The organism is Candidatus Nitrospira nitrosa (genome assembly GCF_001458735.1).
In the GTDB taxonomy this organism is placed as follows: Bacteria; Nitrospirota; Nitrospiria; order Nitrospirales; family Nitrospiraceae; genus Nitrospira_D; species Nitrospira_D nitrosa.
In genome coordinates, this window is record NZ_CZQA01000001.1 from 1,297,727 (window position 1) to 1,322,552 (window position 24,826).

Sequence of the window (24,826 nt, forward strand, 5' to 3'; positions counted from 1 at the left end):
TGATCTCCACATGATCACCAACAACACCTGTGGGAGCCGATTATAGGAACGCGCTCAAGAACCTGTCAACGAATGGGTAGGGGCTCCTATTCTCAAGATCCGCTAGAGGGGCATTGAAATCAATCTCTTGTGACGTGGCATGGAATCTGCTGTGCTGGTTGGTGAGGACTTGAAGAGCGTATTGGTCGGCCCGAATTAGGTCATAGGATGGGGCATAGCAATGAACACGGTGAGGAGGAGGAAGTAGTGATGAAACCAAGGGTTGTGAAAGGAAATGGATCAGGAATCGGGATGCGAGCCCTGTGGCTTACGGCTGTTCTGATGTCTCTGAGCGTCTCCAGCGCCTATTCAGAAATGTACATTGGCGGACAAGTTGGAACGACATTCTTCGGCGATAATAACAAGCTCACGAGAGTCGATCTGACCGATCTCGGGGGCCCTCCCGGATCTCTACTCACTCCTCGAGGATCAATATCAGGTCGCGATCTGGCCAGCTCTCCTGTCTGGGGCGGGAAGATCGGCTACTACTTCCCAAGTATGAGCTGGTTCGGTGTAGAACTGGAGGCCTACTACACCACCCCGCACATCGAACAAGGACCGACAAGGGTTACCATTCTTCCGGGAACCGTCGTCGTTGGAGGTTCAGTCGCGAGTGGGAGTGTGACGAACGTATTTCCAGGTGACTATTTTCGAGTCATCACTATTGCGCCGCTCAACCTCATGTTTCGCTACAACAAGGCACGCTTTCAACCCTATGTCGGGGTCGGGCCGGGGATATTTCTGTCTCGAATCAACACGACCGAGGTGACGTTTGCAGGAACTCAGAGTTCAACGAAGGTGGGTCTGAATGTAAAGCTTGGTGCCGAATACTTCTTTACGGAACATATCACGGGATATGGAGAAGTGCGGTACAACTACACGAGGTTCAGTTTTGACGCGACCGAATCCGGATCGTTCGGCTTTGATGCAACCTATAATCCGATCATTTTTTCCTTTGGCGTCGGGTACCATTTCTAGCTGTCCGGAGGGCTAGCATCTCCGGGGCATTCCCATGTATGTAGGTGGCATACCGGGAATGACCAAACATGCAAGCCTGCCCTTTTTGTGACCGGTCACAACCAGAGATCAATCGGTTCTGTACTCAGTGCGGTCGGCGGCTTGATGGGACCGCAGTGCGTACATCGGGCGCTGAATCTCGCGTGACCCCTCCCGATCAGCTCAACCTTTCCATTCTCTATGGCATGGTCGTGGTTTTGATACTGGCGCTGCTGTTTCCACCGTGGGAAACGCCGCCAAGTCAGACTCCTGAATTTCTCGGGATGCATTTCATTCTCTCTCCCCCAGCTCCCGATGCCGTGATGAGTCGCATGCTCCTGACGATTGAATTGGTGACAGTTGCGATTGCCGGGATGTACGGGGCGTTTCTGTTCCGGAAAAAGTCATGAAGAAGGTGTGACGAAGTTCATCAGTCGAAACGTCACGTCCTCAAGCCGAAAGTCCGGGAAGAGCATTGTGATGAGATATCGAAAGAGATGAGGATCCGCTTGGGTGCAGCCCAATCAATCCAACGCCAAAGTCAGGCATTTAGCTGACCCACCAGATTTCATGAACTCATCGAGCTGAACTGCATGGGTGTCATATCGCCGTTCCCGTAGCAACCCTTCTGTCGTGGGACATCCGGCGGGAAGAACCACATGCTTCCCCACACAGACGGCGTTGCAGGCGAACCTCAGCGCTTCGTGTTCAGGGACCACCAGACGCTGCTCGGTGGGGACTCGGGTAGCCAGTACTTCTTGACCTTCCAGATCGAATGCGGCGGGGAAATACAGCAGCTCGCCGCCGCTTAATGGGCAGAAACAGGTATCGAGATGGTAGAAGCGATTGTCGACGAGTTCGAGCGGAATGATTTCTCGATGGAAGTGCTCGCTGAGGATCGGGTAGACACCGATATCCGATCGCTGCCGATACCCACCGAACCAGGTATCGGACAATCCCAGGAGATCGCCCGCGCCCTCAAAGTGAAGGCCGGTCTGCACCGTCATGACGTCATACCCCTGCCGGCGAAACCAACGCTCGACATGCGCCTCCTCTCGCTGGCGCTCAGGATGTCGGAAGTGACTCACGACGGCCGTGCGTCCGACAACCAGTCCGGCATTCGCCGTAAACACAAGATCCGGTAGTCCTGGAATGGGGGGCATTCGTTCGAGCATCACACCCAATTCCTGTTCAAGAATCTCCATCAAGGTATGCCACTGTGAGACGGCTCGCTCGTGGTCGACTCGGTTGCTGAGGCGCATCCAGGGATTGATCTCATACTCGATACCGAAAAAATCAGGTGGGCAGACCAGGAGGCGACTCATGCTTGCCTTCCCAGAGCCCGAGCCAGTTCTGTGAGAAACGATGCTGCGTCCATGACAAGACCGACGGCTTGAAAGCTGCCGCGATCGGCTAATTTGGTAGGGACTGAGGGATTCACGTCGACACAGACTGTCGGGATGGTCGCCGGGAGCAGATTGCCGGTGGCAATGGCATGCAGCGTGGACGCAACCAACAGCGCCAATCCCACACCGGGAATCATAGCTCGCATGGCGCTTTGTGCTTCGACAGAATCCGTGATCACCCCAGGCAAGGGGCCATCGTCACGGATTGTCCCAGCGATGACGACCGATACCTCTTGACGGACACAGGCTGCCATTATCCCTTGCGTGATCACACCGGAAGTCACGGCTGCCTGAATACTGCCGATAGTACGAATGCGATTGATGGTCCGTAAATGGTGTTCGTGGCCATGGGGAACTGCACGCCCGGCTGTGAGTCCGTACCCGAGCGAAGTGCCATACAGGTCGGCTTCCATGTCATGCGCAGCCAGTGCGTTACCGCAGAAGAGCACCTGGACAAAACCCTGTTCGATCAGCCACGTGAGCGGCTCCCGGCCACCGGCATGAATGATGGCCGGTCCGCCGGCAAGCAACACTTTGGAGTCAGGTTGCCCTTTCTGGTATTGAGCGCGCAATCGTCTCATCCGAGCCGCGACATCAGCGATGACGTGCCCATGGGGTCGCTCCGCCGAGACATGCGACTCCATGAATCCAAACACATCCCGCTCTTGCGGACGCTGCAAGGGAATGACCCGCACGCCAGTACGGCCGACGACGACTCGATTGCCACGGCGAACCTCGCCCATCGGAACCGCGCACGCTGCCATGCCTTGTTCATCCACGAGGATCGCAAGGTCCATCTCGATGCGATCGACATCCAGCCACCGGCCATTGAGCCGAATCTGAGTGGGTAAGTGGGTCGTGGCGTAGAAATCGTCGGGTAACAGGCCATCGGCTGGCGCTTGATCAGTCCGACAGTCAGCCTCACCTTCAACTAAGGCTCCATGCGGCTGAATCGCGTTCAGAATGTCATCCAGAAGACTGCGCGAGGTCGCTCGGATAACGATGTGAGCACTGGAGGGTTCTTCACGCGTCTTTCCGATGCAGACGTCTTCAAGGTCGAAGGTCCCACCCATCATCACGATGAGGTCCAGTACCTTCGCCAGCACGAGCGAGTCGATGATGTGTCCTTGCAGAACGACAGTTTCGTGATACGTGCTCATAGCCTCGTGTGTTACAGCTGGCCGTATTGTATCACTCGGAGGAGGAGGAGAAAGAAAATGAGAATTGACCGCTATGGGGTGGGCTGAGATGGTTTCATCAATTCTCGTAACACGCTTGTCGCATAAGCACCTGGAGGCAGGCTAAATGAGAGAGTGAGGATATTCTGGTTCAACGACCAGACTAGTTCGGTCAGCGGGACGCGAAGTGCACGACGTTCTCCTCGAAATCCGCAGGCCTTGGCGGCGGTAATGAGGACGTCTTTGGTAGCGCCTGCTTCGGTGATGACCGTCTCTTCGATCACACCGGGTTCACCTCCGGCCCAAGATACGCGTGACCCAAAGAGAATCCCGGTCGGGCTGATCTCAAAGCGATCGGCGCGTGGTTGCTCCTTCTCCGCATCGTCAACCTGGAAGCAGGCGCCGTTGTCCTGTTTCATTGCCCAGTCGCCGATGAACAGACGATCAATCTGGTCGATCCGGCGGGCAAGGATCCGATTGAACAGAAAGGACTGATAGGTATTGAGATACCAGATACGCTGGTTACGATTCATCTTCTCGCGTCGACGGGCATCGTGGAGTAAGGCCGCGCCGGTTTGGTAGTTGGTCCCATCCTTTCCTTGCCGTTGAGGACCGAAGTAGTTCGGGACTCCGCGTCTGGTGAGCTGCTCAAGAATCACTGGGACGGTGTCCTTGGCGTGGCCGGTAACTTCGCGAATGGTCAGATGGAAACGATTGCCCGCATGGTGACCGGTGCGAAGCCGATTGCGATGGCGTCCGAGGACGGTCACATTCAGGATGGTGTCATCGATGGAGAGGCTGGCGACCTGCTCAGGAGGCACACCTTGCAAAGAGATCATTTGCGTCGTGACGGCTCGCGCGTCTTTCAGGCCTGCGACCCCGATGGCTTGCGCCTTGATCCCCAATGTCGAGGAGAGCCGTCGGACGAGATCGGGCGTGGAAAGACCACGCTTCGTGATCGTGATGTAGAGGTGTTCTCCTTCGCCGCAGGGCAGGTAGAGGGGGCGCTCTTCAACCTGAAAGTCCTCAGGCACAGAACGCATTCGTCCACCGATTCCGGGAAGATCACTCGTCAGAAATGGTTCGTTCAGTGGTTCCATCGGTTCTCCGTACGGCATCGACTCAGTAACCGCATGCTATACTTTTTCTGATCCATGGAGGGAAAAGGATTGAGGATAGGGTGAGTATGGGACGTACGTCGTCATGGCCCGATCTTTTGCGAGCTTCCATCGGCCATGCCATGGGCCAGTCTCTCTATCAGCTGTTCAGCCTTGCTCCAGACTGGGAATTTGGTCTCTCCGACTATGAGGTGACACGATATACCCATATGCATGGGTTGCTTGCCGGGCATCGTGCCGTCCATCTCACCGATCTACACATCGATCGATATTATCCGCGTCATGATCGTATTGTCCAAAACACCGGCGATCTCAGACCAGACTGGATTGTCATCACCGGCGACCTGCTCAATGTACCAGAAGGGCTGCCGCATCTGTTCCGGTTTCTCAGCCGTCTTCGCGACATTGCGCCAGTGTATGTGACCCTGGGCAATCACGATCATTACAGCGGGGTCTCGGTGACAGAGTATGCCGAACTGGCCGATCGGCACAAGATCACCTTGTTGGTGAACCAGAGTGCGGTTGTCTCAGTAGCAGGGGGAGAGTTGGTGATTGTCGGTGTCGATGATCCTTCGCTCCATCGGGCCGATCTGCGATGTCTGCCACCTCGCGCGGACCATCGCTTTACGCTGTTGCTGGCCCATGCACCGAATATTCTGGATCAAGTGGAGCCGCACCATGCCATCGATTTGATCTTGTGCGGGCACAGTCACGGTGGGCAGTGGCGGGTGCCGGGAGTTCCGGCCTTCTGGCTCCCGCCGGGATGTGGCGGCCGGGTTGCAGGCTGGCATCGGTCTGGTGTCCACAGGCTGTACGTCAATCGAGGACTCGGGTGGTCCTTTCTCCCCTTTCGATGGAACTGCCGGCCAGAAATCGCCCTCATCGAGTGGGTGTAAGCGAAACCCCAATCCAGATTCATACCCCAGAGACCCTATTTACTCCCTCCAGGCCCATGGCATAGGATGAGCCGCTAGTTTGATGTTCCGCAATAACGTGTCACCGCATCTCGATGCTCGATTTATCTTTTCAACCCACTCGGGAACAACTGGCGGCGCTCCTTTCTGTGAGTCGGCTACTCACCTCGTCGATGGATCTGCCTGCGCTGTTGAACCTGATCGTCAACTCCGCCGGAGAATTGCTGGCCTGTGAAGCCAGCAGTCTGTTTCTGGTCGATCCGACAGGGGAACAGTTAGTGCTCAAAGTGGCGACCGGACCCGTGAGCGGCGAGGTGAAAGAGCTGCGATTGAAGATGGGGGAAGGCATCGCCGGCTGGGTCGCCACACATCAGAAGGGGTTGATTGTGAACGATGCCCAGCACGATCCGCGTTTTGCGGCCTCGGTCGATCAGGCGACAGGGTTTGAGACCCGGTCGGTGCTGGCTGTGCCGCTTGTCGATCGCCAGCAGGTCGTCGGCGTGCTGGAAACGCTCAATACGGCCAAGGTGAAACAATTTGATCAGACCGATCTGGAGCTGTTGACCGCATTCAGTTCCTATGCCGCCGTGGCAGTACGAAACGCCAATCTGGTGGCGTCAATGCAGGAAGAGCGCGAGGTGCTGAAAGTCTCTCTAGAAGAACGGTACCGTACGTTGATTGCTGAAAGCCCGTCGATGCAGCGGGTCGTGGAGATGTCGAAACGGGCAGCGCAGAGCGACAGCACCGTGCTCCTCCTCGGAGAGAGCGGCGTCGGGAAAGAAATTTTGGCCCGGTCGATTCACAATTGGAGTCCGCGCGCGGCCAAACCCTTCGTCGCAGTCAATTGCGCGGCGCTGTCCGACCATCTGCTCGAGAGCGAACTGTTTGGGCATGAAAAAGGGGCGTTCACAGGAGCTCATCAACAGAAGAAGGGGTTGTTGGAAATCGCGCAGGGCGGCACCCTGTTTCTCGATGAGATCGGCGACATGAAGCCGGCGTTACAGGCGAAATTGCTCCGGGTGCTGCAAGATCGGGAATTTGATCGGGTCGGGGGGACGCAAGCGATCAAGGTCGACATTCGTGTGATCGCCGCGACCAACCAAGACTTGGTCAGTGCCATCGCCGATGGACGATTTCGCAACGATCTCTACTTTCGGCTGAACGTCATTAGCCTGATGATCCCACCCCTCCGGGAGCGGAGAGAAGACATCCCGGCGCTGGTCACCTTCTTTGTCGCCCGGTATGCGAAAGAGCTGAAGCGGCCTCGGATGAGCATCCACCAGAATGCAGTCGCAGCAGTCCAGCACTACGCCTGGCCCGGCAATGTGCGTGAACTGGCGAACATTATCGAGCGCGCCGTGGTGTTGGCCCATGACGACGTGATTACCGTGGACGATCTCTCCCTCGAGCACAGAGAGCCGAGTGAGCCCTGGACGGTCCCGCTGATGGACTTGCCCTTTCACGCGTCGGTGGAAGAGTTCAAACGTCAGCGCGTGCTGGAGGCGATCGGGCAATCCGGGGGCAACAAGACCAAGGCGGCTCAGGCGTTGCAGCTGCAACCGACCTATCTGTCCCGCCTCTGTAAGCAGCTGAATATTTCGTAAGAAGGTCTCATGGGCAAATTCAGGATTGATGCGATCGTGAACAGCGTTGACCTTCGTGAGAGCGCGGTCAGCCCCGTGCCAGCCAGCCGTTGATTTCTTCGATATCGTTTCGCGAGAGCGTTCCACCCCAGACCCGTAAGGCCACCAAAGACCGGATGTAGTCATAACGGGCCCGGGCATGGGCGAACCGGGATTTTAGGAGATTCTTTTTCGCCTCCAGCAGCGCGATGATCGTCGCCGCGCCCAATTCATAACCCCGTTGCTGGCCATCCCGGGCCTTGATGCGCGCCTCCACCTCACGCGCCGTTGAGGCCATCCGCGCATACCCCGTCTGCGCATTCAGATAGGCGGTCTTCGTCTCCCGTTCGATCTCGCGTTGTTTTTGGAGGTGCTTGTACCTGGTCATTTCAAATCGAGCAAGAGCTTCGCGCTCCCCCGCCTTCATGCTGCCCCCGGAGAAGAGGGGGACTGTGACCTGCACGCCTAAGCTTCCGACCGTGTAGGGGTCCAGTTGCCGATTGTCGAATCCGCCGTTCTTCGCATATATGCCGGACATCTGGAGGGACACTTGCGGCAGATGGTTGGCCCACTGACTGGCCATGCTCTTGGCGGTTGCGTCCAGCGCATACCGCAAGGCCTGGATTGCTGGATGATGCTCGACGGCGTTGGCCACCCACTGATCGGTCTGTCCGGGTACCGGCGGCAACTCTGCTCTCGTGAATCTCGCCAGATCGGTGACCGGAATCCCAACTACCTCCCGTACCTTTTCCAACGCGACGGCTTTCGCATTGAGGATCTCCAGTTCGCGCGTTCTGAGCGTGTGGGAGAATGCCTCCACCTCATAGAGATCAGTCACCTTGGCCATCGTGCGCTCGTACAGTCGGCGGATCCGTTGTGTCTCCCCATCGGTCAGTTCCAGCTCACTCTGCACGTAGCTGGCTTCATCCTGGGCTTCCAAGTATTCCAAGTACCGATCGACCAGCTCGGTGGCGAGGCTCAGGCGAGCATCCGCCAAGTCCTGCTCTGCCTGTTTGATGGAGAACCCGGCGCCTTCATAAGCCCGGTATGACGCAAGGTCGAACAGGGCTTGCCGAGCCTGCACCACGCCGCGCAACCCTTCATACTGCGTGGTGAGCTCCCTTGTCTGCCCGGTGAACAGGTTAGACGTGTCCTGCGTCAATTCGTTCCATGTCACATTGCCGGTGGCCGATACTTGCGGCAAGAGCTTGCTTCGCGCCTGATCGTGCAGCGCTTCGGCCTGGACGATAGAATACTTCCGGCCCTCCAGGACCGGATTGGTCTTCAACGCGAGATCGTAGAGGTGCAGCAACGTCGCGGCTGGTTCTTCGGCGGCCGTGGCCACCGGAGAGAGGAACGAACAGATCAGCACACACACCAGCAGGGGTGTCATCGTCGTAGATTCGTGGTGGCACGGGCCGTCAGCACAGCCGCTGTGTGGGTATGAGCGATGGTCTTGTGTCACGGCTTACTCCTCAATCAAGGCCCGTTTGAAGGTATCGGTCAGGGGCTTCATCACATATTGCAGCAGGGTCCGTGAGCCGGTCTGGATGAGGACCTCCGCCGGCATCCCCGGCACCAAGGCAAGATCGGCGGCGCGCAAGGCCTGAAGACCGTCGGGAGAGACCTCCACACGGGCCAGGTAGTACGCGCTGTCGCCGCCATTGTTTTCTTTGAGGTCTCGCACCAGCCGATCCGCCGACACACTGATTAGCCTGCCCTCGATCATGGGAAGATCCCGGGTCTTGAAGGCGCTGAAGCGCACCTCCGCCACCTGACCCACCGTGACCCGATCAATATCGATGGGCGCCACTTGGGCTTCGATGATCAGTTTCTGATGGTGGGGCACGATGTCGAGCAGCCGTCCCCCCGGTGGAATGACGGCCCCAATGGTATGCAGCGTCAGCCCCAGGACCATCCCTGAGACGGGCGCCGTGATGACTGTTCGGTCGACCGTCCGCTCCAGCGCCTGTACTTTTTCGCGCAGGCCGAACAGGTCTGCCTGGACCTCGCTCAGTTCTTTTGCCACCTCTCGCTGCAGGTCTTTGTGTAACTGGAGAATTTTTAGTTCGATTTCGGCGATCTGTAATTCGCTTGCCGCCATCTCGGAGACCAGTTGGCCACGGTGCCCTTCACTCTGCGCCAGGGCCCGGTTCAGCTCCTCGACCTTCTGTTTCTCGGTAAAGCCTTCCTTCAAAAGCATCGTGAAGTCCGCCACGTCACTGCGATAGGACTCCACCAGGCGGTCTTTGCTGTACCGCTGTGCCTGGAGGCCTGTTACTTTGGCTCGTAGTTGCTCGATCTGTCGGCGATACACCGCGCGCTCCCCCTCCTGTGCCGTCCGGCGAGCCTGAAAGGTGAGATCTTGTACCCGCATGGCGTCCTGAGCGCGTGGATCCGTGTGGTGCGCGAGTAAGTCGTGAGGATATTGGACAACCGGCAGTCGATCGCGCTGTGCGGTGAGTCGGGCTTCCTGCGCAACACGGCTATAGAGCTGCCCGCGCAAGACCTCCAACTGGGCCCGCGCGTGGGTCTCATCCAGCGTGGCCAGCACCTGGCCTTGCTGCACGGCGTCTCCGTCATGCACCGCCAGCGTGCGGATGATCCCGCCTTCGAGATGCTGCACAGTTTTCCGATAGTGCTCGACGGTGATGACGCCGGGGGCTAAGGCGGCACTGTGGAGCGGAGCCAGCGAGGCCCAGGTCCCGAATCCGCCGAAGACCACCAGCACCAGGGCCAAGCCTTGCCAGCGGATGGCACGGTCGTCGCTCAAGACTGGGTGTGAAACCGCAAGGGCCTGTTCAGCCATGGAGCACCTCCTCACTTGATCGCAACAGACTTGTGACCCTGTCAGGGCCTGAGACGACCGGCCTCGTACGGGGTACGGGTGCTGGTCCTGCCTGTTGCGGTGGGACAGCCGGCGGAGCAAGCGCGGCCAGCACCGCTTCACGAGGCCCGTACCGAACCAGTGTGCCACCGGCGAGCAGCGCGACCTTGTGCACCGCCTGAAGCACATGCGGGCGATGTGTGACCAGTACCACCGTACAGCCGTCTTGTTGTAAGTGCCGGAGCGTGGTCAGCAGCGCGGCTTCTCCGGCCTGGTCGAGGTTCGCATTGGGTTCATCGAGCACCACCAGGCGTGGGCGTCCATAGATCGCCCGGGCAATCCCGATCCGTTGCCGTTGTCCCGCCGAGAGGGCGACACCGTTTCCGATCAGCGGCGTGTCGTACGCCTGCGGCAAGGTCACGATCATCTCGTGGATGCCCGCCCATCGCGCCGCTTCCACTACCCGATCCGTCTCAACCGGACCGAAACGAGCGATGTTCTCGGCCACCGTGCCATCCAGTAATTCGACATCTTGCGGCAGGTAGCCGATGGACGGGCCCAGTTGTGTCCGATCCCAGTTGGAGACGTCCGCACCATCCAGGCAGACCCGCCCACGCGCCGGAGGGCACAACCCGAGGATCGCCCGGGCCAGGGTGGATTTGCCGGCGGCGCTCGGGCCGACCAACGCCACTGTCGTTCCCGGTTCGATCGTCAGGCTGATCCCGTTGAGAATGGGTTCACTCCGACCTGGCGTCGTGAGGACGAGATCCTGCAGGGTGAGGTGTCCGCGCAACGGCGGCAGCGGCATGCGGGTGATTCGTTCCGGAATGGTGTGGAGCAGGTGGTCGAGACGGTGATAGGCTTCGCGTGCGCCGAGCACGCCGCGCCACCCTGCGATCAAGTGATCCAGCGGGGCGAGGGCGCGTCCCAGCAGAATCGATCCGGAGATGACGAGTCCCGGTGTGATCTGCTTCTGAACGGCCAGATACGCCCCGAGTCCCAACACCAGGGATTGAATCGTCAGCCGGAACGTCCGCGACAGGGCGTTGATCAAGCCGGCCGTGGTGCTGGCCCGACTCTGCAGCGTGAGGACGCGGCACTGTTTCGCGCGCCAGCGGGCTCGCAGGTGCGGCAGCAGGCCCATGGCCTCGACGACTTCGGCATTGCGGAGCTGGCGTTGGGTACACTGGGTGGCGTCGATCGAGTCCCGGTTCGCGTCTGCCAGATCGCTGCGGGTCGCCAGTTCATTCCAGATCGCAAGCCCCGTTAACAGGAGGATGGAGAGGACTGCCACTGTTCCGAAATACACATGAAACAGGAACATGAGTCCGACATAGATCGGCATCCAGGGCACATCGAACAAGGCCAGTAATCCCGGGCCGGTCAAGCACTGCCGGATCTGCAGAAGATCGTTTAGGGGCTGAGCGGTGGAGACGGCGCCGCTGCTCCTGAGGGAGTGGGAGAAGACCGCGTCAAAGACCCGGTCCCCCAGCTGTTCGTCGAGTCGAACACTCGTTGCCACCAAGAGTCTGGTGCGGATCCATTCAAGTCCACCCAGGACCAGGAAGAGAAAGACGGTGATGAGCGAAAGCATCAGCAACGTCGAGGCACTCCCGCTCATCAGCACGCGGTCATACACTGCCAGCATATAGAGGGTCGGCACCAGCATCAGCAGATTCACGAACAGGCTAAAGAAGGCCGTGGTCAGAAAGGATCCACGACAGGCGATCAAGGCTCGGCGCAGATCGGACGAGTGACTTATCGGCTGAGGAGACGGATTTGGATGTATTGGATTCAGTAACATGGCTATTCTCAATCTCTGTTGCGGCCCACCGAGAGCGCTCTGCTTCACGAGCGCCTCCGGTGAAGGCAGGTGGTTTACAGCAGAATGTCGGTGCCAGTTCCGCCGACGGTGAGTGCCGGGGTCCCAACAAGCTGAATCTGGAACTCCGGCGTCGCATCGCCATCGACGTTGCCGTACAGCACACCGCCGGTATACCAGAGTGTGCCCGCGCCGCCGGGCGTCGACCCTTTCCAGGTGAACGCTTGGTTGCCTGTGACCAACACATTGGCGTCGATATCCCGTAGATCGATTTGGTCCCCAAGCGCTGTCCCTGCGCCGGAAAATCCGGTGATCACATCGCGGCCCGTACTGGTCGGACTCTCGCTGACGGCGTTGTAGTCAAAACGATCGTTCCCCGCACCTCCGTTCAGCTGATCGCGCCCACTGCCACCTCTGAGGACGTCGTTGCCGTTGCCGCCATTGAGGGTGTCGTTCCCCGTGCCACCGCTTAGGGTGTCATTGCCATTCAGGCCGGAAAGTACGTTGTTGGCGCTGTTGCCGCTGAGGGTATTGTTCAGCCCATTGCCGGTGCCATTGATGGCCGAGGAGCCCGTCAGGGTGAGATGTTCAATCGCGTTGTTCAGCGTGTGGGTCACCGATGCCTGGACAGTATCTACCCCTTGTTCGGCAAAGGTTTCCGCTGCCACATCATTGACATGGTCCACGACATAGGTATCGTTGCCATCGCCCCCATTCATGTTGTCGGCACCGGTTCCCCCATTCAGCAGGTCGTTGCCAACCCCACCGATCAAAGTGTCTGTCCCAGCCCCACCGAATAGCTGGTCGTCGCCCAATAGCCCAAAGAGGATGTTATTGGCTCCGTTGCCGGTGAGAAGATTGTCTTGTGCGTTGCCTGTACCATCGATTGAGGCTGGCCCGGTCAGAGTCAGGCGTTCGATGGTCCCGCCCAGGGTATAGCTGATGCTGCTCTGGACGGTATCGATGTCACTGGTCGAGCCCAAGTCGATGACGCTATCCATGAGGTGGTCGACCACATAGGTATCGCTGCCGTTCCCCCCGTCCATCGTGTCGACACCAGCCCCTCCATTCAGCACGTCATTTCCACCGCCGCCGAGGAGGCTATCGTCGCCGTCGAGACCGGACAAAACATTGTTGGAAACGTTGCCGGTGATGATATTGGCATTCCCATTACCCGTGCCGATGGTGCCGCTCCCAATAAGGGTGAGGTGCTCAAACCCGAAACCCAGGGTATGATTTATATGTGCCTGCACATGGTCCACTCCGCCTGCCGCATTGTTGGAGAACTCTTCCACCACGTCGCCCTCTTCTACGTCATAGAAATCGTTGCCGTTGCCACCGAAGAGAATGTCTGCCCCGAGCCCACCGGACAAGTCGTCATCACCATCGTCACCTTCGAGGATGTCATTTCCGCTCTCGCCGCTCAGCACGTCGGCCCCGAGCCCACCGGACAAGTAGTCATCACCATCACCCCCGATGAGATAGTCCTGGCCGCCGTCACCGAACAGTCCGTCGCCCCCGCCCTCGCCTCGCAGAATGTCGTTGCCGGCACCGCCATTCAGAGCATCGCCTCCGTCACCACCAAACAGTTGGTCGATGCCGTCCAGGCCGTTGAGTATGTCGTCCCCCGCAAGTCCATTAATCACATCGTCTCCCGCCGTTCCATTTAGTTTGTCATTGAACGGTGTTCCGTTTATGGTTGCCATGGTCGTCTCCTTTAGTGTGTGTTGGTGACCAGGATCTTCCGGCCACGTTATTTGTTTGGTTGAGGGGGATCGGCTTTCTTTCCGGCTGTTCCCCCTGGTTCATTCCAGCATTCTCTGTTTCACATGAGTCCCGCTTCTCTAGACCGACCCCATCCCGGAGTGAGTGGCTCCCGAGGAGCGGCTTCGATTCCGGTGGTCTCCCGCAACCCGGTGCAGCTGTCTATGGCAACATCGGTGCCGCAATGGGGCCGGCAGTCTGCTGCGGGCGAAATCATCCGTCACTTCAATACGATATGAGCATGCGCGTCTATAATCTCTCGCCGATTCCTGTCCAGCGACTCACGCCGGACCTATCCAAAAAGATAAGGGTCCTATCGAAAAGGATACGGGGGAAGGGGGAAGTGAAAAGTGAGAGGTAAGAAGTGAAAAGTGAAGCGTGAAGAGGAAAAAGCCGGGAGTGAGAAGTGGGAGGTGAAAGGGGAGAAGTGAGAGGTAAAAATGGAAAGATGGGACGTGGGAGGCGAGACGTGAAACATGAAACGATCCCTGGGTGAACGCCAGACGATCAGCGGAGTTGTGATGGGTGATGTGGAACGAGCATCAGGGAGATGGCGGCATGAGCAGGCCCGGTGCGGTGGTTTTCACCACCGCACCGGGCCCATCGGTCCGCCGCATCATCAGATTATCGGAATCGGTCGACTCCGGTATCCCGACCACCCGATCAAGATTCCGGACAGGCACTCAGCGGTGCGCCGACCGGATTTCGCTGTGCATCGCTGAGTTGATCGCACCAGCCCTTCGGCAGCTTTTGCACCCACCCGTTGTAGACATTGGGGACCGGTAGCAATCCCTGTCCACCCATGCCCTGGTTCTTGGAAATGCTATCCGCTGGATCATCAAGCGGCGCGGTCGCATCCGCCAGCACGACCCAGCCGGCGATCACCGGTGCGTCAGGGCCGGTGTGGGTCACCACGCCGTCGTTGTCCGCATCGTAGTCCAACACGATCAAGCGGTTGGAGAACTTGCTGGTGACATAGGCATAGTACCCGCCGCCCTTCTTGGCGCCAAAGTTGACCCCGTGACAGCCTGGATCGCACTCGACGCTCGCAACGAGGGCCCCTTTCCCGCCGTCCGCCGCGGTGTCAATGATCGTGATCGTGCCGGTCAAGGTGTTCCCGGTCACCACGAATTTTCCGTCCGGGCTCACCGGAGTCTGGATCGGGAGTCCCCCGATCGGAAGCGGCTTCCCATTCGCATCCTTTTTGGCTCCGGTCAGAGGATCGTAATGCTGAAGCAAGTTGATGGTGTTGATATTGACGCCATCCGACATCCTGATCACGGACGTGCTATGGCCGAGATAGTTAGACACATAGTAGGTCGTCGAGTCCGGGTTGATTCCTGCCGCGATCGGCAAGGCTCCGGTCTTCGGTTTCGCCTTGATCTTGTCCGTGATGAAATCCCAGAACGTCGAGTCGTTCGTATTGGAGTTCGGCGTCACCATCGTTTCACCGTCATGGCCCATCCAATGGGCATGAGGCTGAGCCTGGTGCTCCCCGGGATGCTGCACGGGAATCCGCCGGTTGATGGAAAGCGTCCCGTTGGTGTCCTTGTTCAGTTCCACCACCACATCTTCCCCGTTCATCCCGACGTGGACCTGCTCCCTCCTGGTCGCATTTCCGACGCGGGTCATCACGTGAGCGGGGTCGTTGCCGAGTTCGATCTCCTGTAAGAGTTTTCCGTCTTCCCGGTTATGGACGTACAGGCTCTTGCCGTGCCACTCGGTGTTATAGATGTGCTTCTGATCCTCGCTGGCCCAGAGATTATGGGCGTTATTCATCTTTTGGTTCGGTAACGCGAGTTTCCGTGTCACCGTCCATTTCTTCGTTCCCTCGACATCCACGACGGTCACGGTGCTGGGATAGGCCTCGCCTTTTTTCGTACTGACTTCGTACTGCGTGTCGACCCACACCTCGCCCACCCCGTCTTTTGCCGGGATGCCGGCGGTGGCTGCCGGGATCGTGTCGCCGTCGAAGAAGGATTGCAGAGCTGCATTCAAATCGGGAACGATCCCGTCCGGCAGTGGAAGCGCCCCGACGGGATTCACTTTCACCGCCACCGGCGGATAGCTCGGCCTATACGCTTGTCCCACCTTGGTGTAGTCCTTCCAGTTCGAGGGGCTGGTGACGATGAAGAACGCCCGCAACAGCCTGAGTCCGAGGTCGGAGTTGCTGGTAAAGGCCGCGCCGGCGTCGGCGGCTTCCTTCACACCCGTGGTATGCGTGACGCCTAGGAGATGGAGCTTGTCACCGATGTCGAAGGCCGGAACGGATGAGTTGGGTTTGGTCGTCGCAGGATCATCAACGATCACGCCGGCCAACATGTAGGGGTGCAGTTTACACACGAACACATAGAGCCCCTTGGCGTTCAAGGTGACCTCATGATCGTCCCTGTTCGCTTTATCTTGATCGATGCGTTCCGCAGCCGTCGCGTCGGCCGGCCAAATCAGGCTGGTGACCGTGTGAAAACTCTCCACACGGGACGGGCCGTTCGCCCCACCAGGGCCATGGATCGACTTCGTTTGAAGAAACGCCACCTTGTCCCCTGGTTTCACAATGGCCAGTGATCGGGTGCCGCCCACCTTGTTGGCCTCACCAAGATCGAACCAGTGGCCTGCTTCGTCCGTCACATCAAACGTGACGGCCGCCGGAGTGATCGCAACGGGCGGCGTGGGATCCTCGCCTGAACAACCGGCCACGCCTACGGCAACGCAGAGCGCCGCTCCTAACATTCCATACGTGTTCATGGTCTCCTCCATATGCTGATGTGTAATGGTGATTCTCGTGAGTCCAGCGCATCCAGCGCTCGACTCCTACTTCATTCCAGCCTTCTCTGGTTCACCTGAGTCCCGCTCCTCTGGGCCGACCACATCCCGGGTTGAGTGTCGACCGACGAGTCGCTCCGATTCAGGTGTGCTCCAACAGCCGGATGCAGATCTGTATGGCAACATCGGTGCCATGCGAGATCTCGCGATAAGTCAATGAGGCAATACGTGCAAAAGCATGCATTACTTCAAGACGATGTGATGATTACGAGCCCGTGATCCTTCGCGGATCTGTTCCTCACTGCGTTCAAAAGACTTATCGGAAAGGATAAGTGACCTATCGAAAAGGATACGGGGAAAGGAGAAGTAAAAAGTGAGAAGGGAAAAATTAAAAGTGAGACGTGGGAGGTGAGAAGGGGAAAGTGGAGAGTGCGAAGTAAAAAGTAAGAAGTAAAAAGAGGGAAGGTCAAACAGCCTACGGGACGTGCCGGTGCCGTCGGCGCTCGTACACGACATGTCGAGGCTAGGGAATCGGCCTGCTGCCGGGCGCCCCTATACAGAGGCGCCCGGCAGAGGAGTCACGAACTTACAGCAGGATGTCGGTGACGACGCTGTTAACGGTGAGTACGGGGCCGCCGATGAGTTGAATCTCAAATTCAGGCGCCGCATCTGCATCGGTATTGCCCTGCAAGATTCCCGTAATACTGCTATACCGCAGCTGGCCCGCTGCCGTAAAGGCATCGAAGCCGATGTAGCTAAAGGCCTGGTTGCCGGCCACCAAGCTATTCGCGTCGATATCCCGCAGATCGATGCGGTCTGCTTCGAAGTAAAAGCTTCCGCGAAAGTCTTGGATGACGTCTCTGCCCGCTCCAACGGGGCTGTCGCTGGCTGCATTGTAATCAAAGATGTCGTTTCCCGAGCCGCCGTTTAGCATATCGGCTCCCAGTCCCCCTAGCAGGACATCGTTCCCCTCATTGCCGTCGAGCTGATCGATGCCGCTGCCACCTGTGAGTCGGTCATGGCCGGCCCCGCCGCCCATGATATCGGCTCCGGCCCCACCGTCTAGTTGGTCATGGCCGTTGCCACCACTCATGACATCGGTTCCGGCTCCGCCATTGAGTACATCATTCCCCTTAGCTCCGAAAAGCTCGTCGTCCCCGGCTCCGCCGTCTAGCACATTCTCGCCACCATCCCAAGCGCGGAGCACGTCATCCCCTGCTAAGCCGGACAGCATGTTGTTGAGCCCATTGCCGGACAGGCTGTCGTTGAAATTGGTGCCAATGAGGTTCTCAATGTTTACCAGGGTATCGAGGCCGCCACTGCCGTTGTTCTGCGTACCCGAATATTTGAGGTCAATGCTGACTCCCGCTGAGGCGGTGCTGTACGAGGCAGTATCGGTTCCGGTACCGCCATCCAACCGATTATTGCCGTTGCCGCCTGTCAGGTGGTCGTTTCCACTACCTCCGATTAATGTATCGTTGCCCGCCAAGCCCGAGAGCACGTTGTTCGCACTGTTGCCGGTGAGGCGGTCGGAGAAATTCGTCCCGATCACGTTCTCGATGCTGACGAGCTTGTCGGTCCCAGCGCCGCCCGTGTTCTGTGCTCCCGTCAGTCCAAGGTTGACGGTCACGCCGGCGGTGGCGCCGATGTATGTCGTGCCGTTGATCACCACGTTGCTGTAGTCGGCGGTGTCGATCCCCGTGCCGCCGTTCAGGATGTCGGTGCCTGTACCTCCATTCAGTCGGTCGTTTCCGCCCGAGCCATTCAACGTATCGTTGCCCGCCCGGCCAATGATGGTGTCCGCACTGGCGGTGCCGTTGAGGGTATTGTTGCTGTTCGTGCCGATTATGTTTGCCATGATGGAATCTCCTTGATGTGTCTGGTATTCTGGGCCGGCTCATCCCGGCCCGGGTCTTCGTCTTGGTTGGAGCGGCTCACGTGGCACCCGTTCCCAGTCTTTCGATACAGGATCAGTTTCTTTCGTGAAGCGTGCTCTTTACAGCAAGATATCCGTGCCCGCTCCGCCGACGGAGAGGGCCGGGCTGCCAACCAGCTGAATCTGGAACTCTGGGGTCGAGTCCCCATCAATGTTGCCGTACAGCACGCCACCGGTATACCAAAGCGTACCTGCGCCGCCGGGTGTGGCTCCTTTCCAGGTAAAGGCCTGGTTACCGGACACGAGGGTATTGGCATCGATGTCTCGCAGATCGATCTGATCGCCCAGCGCTGTCCCCGCTCCGGCAAACCCGGTGATGACATCGCGGCCTGTGCTGGTGGGACTCTCGCTGACTGCGTTGTAGTCAAAGCGATCGTTGCCTGTGCCTCCGTTCAGCTGGTCGCGCCCGCTGCCGCCCGTGAGCACGTCGTTCCCATTGCCGCCCAGTAACGTGTCGTTGCCCGCGCCACCCGTGAGCACATCATCTCCATCATTGCCGGAAAGGGTATCATTCCCTGCCAGACCGGACAGCACGTTGTTGCCGAAGTCGCCGGTTAAGGAGTCGTTGAAATTGCTGCCGATGAGATTCTCAATCCCTACCAACGTATCGATCCCGGCACCTCCGGTGTTCTGTGCCTCTGGTATAGGGAGGTAGACTGTAACTCCTGCCGTTGCCGTGCCGTAGTCGGCGGTATCGATTCCGATTCCGCCGACGAGTAGGTCGTTGCCGCTGCCACCGATAAGCTGGTCGTTCCCCTCGCCGCCGAGGAGTGTGTCGTTTCCCGCGTTGCCCAACAAGGAATCGTTTCCAAACTGCCCAAAGAGCACGTTGTCGGCGCCATTACCAATGAGGGTATCATTGAATTTTGAGCCAGTAATATTCTCAATGCTCACGAGCGTGTCGATTCCAGCTCCTCCGGTGTTCTGTGCGCCCGCCAGATTGAGGTTGACCGTGACGCCGGCTGTCGCACCGGGGAAGCCCGCAGTAAGGATCTCGAGGCCGCTGTACATGGCCGTATCAATTCCACCCCCTCCGTTCAGTAGATCAGTGCCCAAACCGCCGGTGAGATCATCATTGCCGTTGCCGCCAACGAGCTGGTCGTTCCCATCCATGCCGATGAGGAAGTCGTCCCCATCCAGACCCGAAAGCACGTTATTGGCGCTGTTGCCGGTGAGCTCATTGTCCAGGGCGTTGCCGGTCCCGTTGATGGCCGAGGAGCCGGTCAGCGTGAGATGTTCGATCGACCGGTTCAGGGTGTGGGTCACCGAGGCTTGAACGGTATCCACGCCATCTTCTGCAAAGAACTCCACCGTCTTATCGCCCACATGATCCACGATATAGATATCGTTACCGGCGTCACCGTTCATGATGTCGGCGCCGGTCCCACCGTTCAGCACGTCGTTACCGAGACCGCCGAAGAGCTGGTCGGTGCCACCCCCACCGTTGAGGGTGTCGTTCCCTGCCAGACCCCAGAGCAGGTTGGTGGCACTGTTGCCGGTGAGGGTATTGTTCAGCCCGTTGCCGAAGCCATCGATGGCGGCCGTTCCCGTGAGCGTCAGGCGATCGATGAAGGTCCTGTCGATCGAATACGTGACGCTGCTCTGGACCGTATCGATCCCTTCCAAGAATGGGTCAACGACGACATCAAAAGGATTGTCGACGATGTAGGTGTCATCGCCGGCGCCCCCATTCATGGTATCTATCCCAGCTCCGCCGTTCAGCACATCGTTGCCCGCATCCCCGCTGAGCGCGTCTTGGCCATTGCCGCCGAGGAGTTGGTCGTTGCCCAGGCCCCCGATGAGCACGTCATTGCCATCGAGGCCGTTGAGCACATCGTTCCCCGCTGTTCCGTTCAGGTTGTCATTGAAAGGTGTTCCATTGATGATCGCCATGGTCGTCTCCCTTGTGTATGTTCATGACCGGGATCACTCCGGTCGGGGTTGTTCGTTTTGGTTGTGAGTGGCGCTCCTGTAGGCCATTCCCTGCTGACTCAGTCGCCGTGCCCTGTCAGAAACCCTGTGGCTCACAACAGAATGTCCGTGCCTGCTCCTCCGACAGAGAGTGCTGGAGTCCCCACCAACTGAATTTGGAATTCCGGGGTCGAGTCCCCATCGATGTTGCCGTACAGGACCCCGCCGCTGTACCAGAGTGTGCCCGCTCCGCCGGGGGTGGTGCCTCTCCAGGTAAAGGCCTGGTTGCCAGACGCCAACACATTGGCATCGATATCGCGTAGATCGATCTGGTCCCCAAGCGCTGTCCCCGCGCCGGCAAACCCGGTGATGACATCGCGGCCTGTGCTGGTTGGACTTTCGCTGACGGCGTTGTAGTCAAAGCGATCGTTCCCCGCGCCTCCGTTCAGTTGATCGCGCCCACTGCCACCGGTGAGGACATCGTTCCCATTCCCGCCCTGCAACGTATCGTTCCCCGCCCCGCCTAGGAGCACGTCGTTCCCATTCAGGCCGGAGAGCACGTTATTGGCGCTGTTGCCGGTGAGGGTATTGTTCAGCCCATTACCGGTACCATTGATGGCCGAGGCGCCCGTCAGGGTGAGATGTTCGATCGTCCCGCCCAGGGTATAGCTGAGGCTGCTCTGTACGGTGTCACGCTCGCTACTCGGGCCCAAGTCGATTATGGTATCGAGCAGGTGGTCGACGACATAGGTGTCGTTGCCGGCGCCGCCCTCCATACTGTCGGCGCCGGTCCCACCGTTCAGTACGTCGTCGCCGGCTTCACCATAGAGTTGATCATCGCCGGCCAGACCAGAGAGGATGTTGTTGGCGCTGTTGCCGAAGAGCATATTGGCCGTCGTATTGCCCGTGCCATTGATCGCCGCGGTCCCGGTCAAGGTCAGATGCTCAACGGTTCCGCCCAGGGTATAGGTGATGCTGCTCTGAACGGTGTCGATGTCGGTGCTGAGCCCCTGCTCGATGACCACATCCAAGCGATCGTCGACCACGTAGGTATCGTCGTCGGTGCCCCCCTCCATGCGGTCGGCCCCGCTCCCGCCGTCCAGGTAGTCGGCCCCCGTTCCGCCCTGTAAGTTGTCGCTGCCTTCCCCGCCATAAAGCTTGTCGTCGCCAGCCAGGCCCAACAGTGTATTATTGGCAGCGTTGCCCCAGATCACGTTAGCATTCTCGTTGCCTGTGCCGGTGATGGGGGCGTGATCAACTAGCGTGAGATACTCAAACCCGAAACCCAAGGTGTAACTAATGGACGCATACACGGTGTCCTCACCGCCCAGCGCATCATTGGAGTATTCTGTCGCCACATCGCCGATGTCTTCTATGGTGTAATTATCGTTGCCGTTGCCGCCGTACAACGTGTCGGCCCCGGTGGCACCAACCAAGTGGTCATTGCCATCGCCTCCGCCTAGGACGTCATCGCCGCTTTCCCCCAATAACACGTCGTCACCAGCGTGACCTTCCAGTCTGTCGTTCCCGGATTGACCTTCCAACTGGTCATCACCATTCCCGCCAGCGAGCGTGTCGTTACCGTCCCCACCCTCTAGCCAGTCGATACCCTCTCCACCAAGCAGTACGTCAATACCGGCCGCGCCATAGAGGTAGTCGTCACCGCCGTTGCCGAGGAGCACGTCATTCCCCTCAAGCCCATAGATGTCATCGCTTCCTGTCGTTCCGTTCAGCCTGTCATTGAGTGGTGTCCCGTTGATGAGTGCCATGATGGAATCTCCTCCTTCAGTGTCGTGTTCCGGGTCGGCTCATCCCGGCCTGGATGTGTGGTGGTTGCGAGGGAGTTGGCCTCTCTTGAGATCTCAGACTCCCTCCTCTGTCATTCCAAGTTCGTGATGTTCTGCCATTCGCTCCTGCCCTCGGTGCCCTGTGTCGGTCTGTGTGTGTCAGGCGGCCTGATCCTGATCGCGTGCCCTCTGGTCTGGGACAGCCTGTGGAATGCCCCAGGCCCATGATGTTGAGACAAGGGTGAGGGCAGGTTCCTGCGCTGTGTGCACCAGCACATCTCTTTGTTCGTTGCCCGCGTCCTGTTCGAGTTGAGCGGTCACTGGGTTGTGAGCGTGGCTCCTGCGGCCTGGTGCTGAGGCCATCTGTGTCATCAGGAGTGTCAGGAGCACTCCCGCACTCACCGACCAAAACCAGATGGTGATGATGTCCGTGTCGTGCATGATCATTGTCCTTTCTTCTCTGTGCTGTTCTTATTTTGGAGTCATGCGTTCTTGACGCGTGACTCGTGGTTTATATCCATGTGCGCTGTGCCACCGGCGTCCTTCTTCTCCTCACCAATCTCTTTCCCAGGTTGAGTGGATCCGGAGGAGCGGCGATTTCGGTAGGTTCCAGCCGCCCGATGCAGAGAGGTATGGCAACATCAGTGCCAGATGATGATTCATCATCAGAGAACAGGAGAAATTCTCCGGCACTTCAACGAGATGTGATGCTCCGTGCGCAAGAACGCGTGCCGATCCCATCCAGATGGCTCACCAAAGGCATATCCGAAAAGATATGGAGACGTATCTGAAAGGATAGGGAGAAAGAGCGAAGAAGAGCGGGAGGAAATAGGGGAGTCGATGCGACGTACACCCGGGTTCTGGCGAGAGGGCTGCTGATTGGCAGCGGGAGAGAAATGCGGGTGGAAGAGGCGCTGTATGTGATGAAGGAATTCAGGGGAGGGGGTGAAAGGGCGGCTAGGCCTGTCGGAGGGCTGTCACGACGACGGACCATGTCAATCAGGCGTGAGCCCCTGAGGCGCAATGACGGTGGATGGTTTCATTGAGCACCATGGATCCTGCCCACGGCCATGGCGATCATCGTGCTTGTGAAGGTCGAGAGCAACTGAGGACTACCAGGGTGCGCACGCTCGTGAGCAGGCAGCCTGGTAGAGAGGACAAGGTCGTGACAATCCTTGGATCGTGCCCCGCTGGCCATTCCTGATGAGCAGTGTCCGGCGGGGAGGGCTCACCCTTACAGGTAGATGTCGGTACCCAATGCGCCCCCAACGAATAGCGGCGGGGCGCCGACCAGCTGAATCTCGAAGTCCGCTACCCCATTCCCATCAACATCGCCCTGCAAGAGCCCGCCGGCATAGCGGAGCTGCCCCGCCGCCGAAAAGGCTCCGCTGCCGATGTAAGTGAAGGCTTGGTCGCCAACCAGCATGCTATTGGCATCGACAGGTTCCAGAAAGATATGGTCGCCGATCGCTGCACCGGCGCCGCCAAAGTCGAGGATGGTATCCTTGCCCGTCCCAGCCGGGCTGTCGCTAACTTGGAAATAATAGAACTCATCGTTCCCGGAGCCGCCGCTCAAAAGATCGGCCCCGGTTCCCCCATACAAGCTATCCTCGCCGATGTTGCCGTCGAGGAGATCCATGCCCCCACCTCCTTCTATGATGTCGTCGCCAGCAAGACCAGAGAGCACGTTGTTGGCCTGACTTCCTTTAATGTCATTGCTCTTCGCGTTGCCGGTACCATCGATGGCGTCTGTGCCAGTCAGGAAGAGCTCCTCAATTCCTTTACCTAGGGTATGTGTCACGGACGACTGCACTCTATCAAAGTTCCCACTCGCGTCATCGTCAAACGCCTCTGCTGCCACATCCCCTATGTGGTCCACGTAATAGATATCGTTTCCATCACCCCCGTCCATGATGTCAGCTCCGAAGCCCCCGTCCAAGACATCATCCTCACTCCCCCCGTAGAGCTTATCCAGACCACTCCCTCCACGTAAGGTATCCCTTCCGGTGCCGCCGAAGAGCGTGTCGTCGCCGCCATCTCCATTGAGCGTATCCCGACCGTCGTTCCCATGGAGCGTATCGTTTCCCGTCAGGCCTGAGAGCACGTTGTTGCTGCCATCGCCGAAGAGCTTGTCGGCGAAGTTCGAACCGATGAGGTTTTCGAGATTCAGGAGGGTATCAACGCCCCCTCCGACAGTGTCCTGAGCGAAGGTCAGATTGAGGCCAACGGTCACTCCTGCCGTTGCGGTGCTGTAGTCGGCGGTGTCACTCCCGGTGCCGCCATCTAGCCGGTCATTGCCGCTTCCGCCTGTGAGCTGATCGTTCCCGCCACCGCCGATTAACGTATCGTTGCCTGCCAAGCCGGTCAGCACGTTATTCGCACTGTTGCCCGTGAGGCGGTCGGCGAAGTTGGTGCCGATCGCGTTTTCGATACTGGTGAGCGTATCGGTCCCGGCGCCGCCGGTATTTTGGGCCCCTGTTAGGCCAAGGTTGACGGTCACCCCGGCGGTGGCGCCGATGTAGGTCGTGCCGTTGATCACTACGTTGCTGTAGTCCGCGGTATCGATCCCGGTGCCGCCGTTCAAGATGTCGGTGCCCGTGCCTCCATTCAGGCGGTCGTTTCCGCCCGAGCCATTCAAGGTATCGTTACCCGCCCGGCCAATGATGGTGTCCGCACTGGTGGTGCCGTTGAGCGTATTGTTGCTGTTCGTGCCGATTATGTTTGCCATGATGGAATCTCCTTG

The 24,826-nt window shown here is 58.6% G+C and carries 17 protein-coding genes; 4 read left to right on the forward strand and 13 right to left on the reverse strand.

Annotated elements, in window-relative coordinates; translation table 11 throughout:
- Window positions 1-249: 249 nt before the first annotated feature.
- Both COMA1_RS06175 and COMA1_RS06180 read left to right on the forward strand, forming a co-directional pair.
- Window positions 250-1,017 carry an outer membrane protein gene (locus COMA1_RS06175; RefSeq protein WP_176697886.1) on the forward strand — a complete coding sequence of 256 codons (768 nt, stop codon included), beginning with the start codon at window positions 250-252 and terminating at the stop codon, window positions 1,015-1,017.
- A 68-nt stretch (window positions 1,018-1,085) separates the two neighbouring features.
- Window positions 1,086-1,445, forward strand: coding sequence for a zinc ribbon domain-containing protein (locus COMA1_RS06180; protein ID WP_090745273.1), 360 nt, complete (start codon window positions 1,086-1,088; stop codon window positions 1,443-1,445).
- Window positions 1,446-1,559: 114 nt separating this feature from the next.
- Here COMA1_RS06180 and COMA1_RS06185 read toward each other — a convergent pair whose 3' ends face one another.
- The 3 genes from COMA1_RS06185 to truD all read right to left on the reverse strand — a co-directional run bounded on the left by COMA1_RS06185 (window position 1,560) and on the right by truD (window position 4,719).
- The gene (locus tag COMA1_RS06185) at window positions 1,560-2,360 is read right to left on the reverse strand and encodes a dimethylarginine dimethylaminohydrolase family protein (RefSeq protein WP_090745276.1); all 801 of its coding nucleotides are present in this window, start codon (window positions 2,358-2,360) and stop codon (window positions 1,560-1,562) included.
- Window positions 2,357-3,601, reverse strand: coding sequence for an ornithine cyclodeaminase, nickel-pincer nucleotide-dependent (locus tag COMA1_RS06190; protein WP_090745279.1), 1,245 nt, complete (start codon window positions 3,599-3,601; stop codon window positions 2,357-2,359). The genes COMA1_RS06185 and COMA1_RS06190 overlap by 4 nt, the downstream gene beginning before the upstream one ends.
- A 71-nt stretch (window positions 3,602-3,672) precedes the next feature.
- Window positions 3,673-4,719 carry a tRNA pseudouridine(13) synthase TruD gene (gene truD / locus COMA1_RS06195; RefSeq protein WP_176697887.1) on the reverse strand — a complete coding sequence of 349 codons (1,047 nt, stop codon included), beginning with the start codon at window positions 4,717-4,719 and terminating at the stop codon, window positions 3,673-3,675.
- An 86-nt stretch (window positions 4,720-4,805) separates the two neighbouring features.
- Between truD and COMA1_RS06200 the strand changes: the two genes are divergently transcribed.
- Window positions 4,806-5,633, forward strand: coding sequence for a metallophosphoesterase (locus COMA1_RS06200; RefSeq protein ID WP_090745285.1), 828 nt, complete (start codon window positions 4,806-4,808; stop codon window positions 5,631-5,633).
- Window positions 5,634-5,746: 113 nt separating this feature from the next.
- Complete coding sequence (locus COMA1_RS06205; protein WP_090745288.1) at window positions 5,747-7,255, forward strand: sigma-54-dependent Fis family transcriptional regulator; 1,509 nt, start codon at window positions 5,747-5,749, stop codon at window positions 7,253-7,255.
- A gap of 67 nt (window positions 7,256-7,322) precedes the next feature.
- Here the strand turns inward: COMA1_RS06205 and COMA1_RS06210 are convergent, their stop codons facing one another.
- The 10 genes from COMA1_RS06210 to COMA1_RS06270 all read right to left on the reverse strand — a co-directional run bounded on the left by COMA1_RS06210 (window position 7,323) and on the right by COMA1_RS06270 (window position 24,811).
- Window positions 7,323-8,666, reverse strand: coding sequence for a TolC family protein (locus tag COMA1_RS06210; protein WP_090745291.1), 1,344 nt, complete (start codon window positions 8,664-8,666; stop codon window positions 7,323-7,325).
- 75 nt (window positions 8,667-8,741) lie between these two features.
- Window positions 8,742-10,082 (reverse strand): HlyD family type I secretion periplasmic adaptor subunit, encoded by a 1,341-nt coding sequence (locus COMA1_RS06215; RefSeq protein WP_090745294.1) that lies wholly within the window; start codon window positions 10,080-10,082, stop codon window positions 8,742-8,744.
- Window positions 10,075-11,904: a type I secretion system permease/ATPase gene (locus tag COMA1_RS06220; RefSeq protein ID WP_090745297.1), complete on the reverse strand. Its 1,830-nt coding sequence runs from the start codon at window positions 11,902-11,904 to the stop codon at window positions 10,075-10,077. Before COMA1_RS06220 ends, COMA1_RS06215 begins: the two co-directional genes overlap by 8 nt.
- Window positions 11,905-11,978: 74 nt before the next feature.
- Complete coding sequence (locus COMA1_RS21790) at window positions 11,979-13,628, reverse strand: calcium-binding protein (RefSeq protein ID WP_141654236.1); 1,650 nt, start codon at window positions 13,626-13,628, stop codon at window positions 11,979-11,981.
- Between the two features lie 721 nt (window positions 13,629-14,349).
- Window positions 14,350-16,431: a beta-propeller fold lactonase family protein gene (locus COMA1_RS06240; RefSeq protein WP_090745308.1), complete on the reverse strand. Its 2,082-nt coding sequence runs from the start codon at window positions 16,429-16,431 to the stop codon at window positions 14,350-14,352.
- A gap of 604 nt (window positions 16,432-17,035) precedes the next feature.
- Window positions 17,036-18,307 carry a calcium-binding protein gene (locus tag COMA1_RS06245; protein WP_090745311.1) on the reverse strand — a complete coding sequence of 424 codons (1,272 nt, stop codon included), beginning with the start codon at window positions 18,305-18,307 and terminating at the stop codon, window positions 17,036-17,038.
- 138 nt (window positions 18,308-18,445) lie between these two features.
- Window positions 18,446-20,278 (reverse strand): calcium-binding protein, encoded by a 1,833-nt coding sequence (locus tag COMA1_RS06250; RefSeq protein WP_141654238.1) that lies wholly within the window; start codon window positions 20,276-20,278, stop codon window positions 18,446-18,448.
- A 131-nt stretch (window positions 20,279-20,409) separates the two neighbouring features.
- Complete coding sequence (locus COMA1_RS21795) at window positions 20,410-22,065, reverse strand: calcium-binding protein (protein ID WP_090745319.1); 1,656 nt, start codon at window positions 22,063-22,065, stop codon at window positions 20,410-20,412.
- A gap of 177 nt (window positions 22,066-22,242) precedes the next feature.
- Window positions 22,243-22,524, reverse strand: coding sequence for a hypothetical protein (locus tag COMA1_RS06265; protein WP_090745325.1), 282 nt, complete (start codon window positions 22,522-22,524; stop codon window positions 22,243-22,245).
- 793 nt (window positions 22,525-23,317) lie between these two features.
- On the reverse strand, window positions 23,318-24,811 hold the full coding sequence (locus COMA1_RS06270; protein ID WP_090745329.1) for a calcium-binding protein: 1,494 nt from the start codon (window positions 24,809-24,811) through the stop codon (window positions 23,318-23,320).
- Window positions 24,812-24,826: the final 15 nt, after the last annotated feature.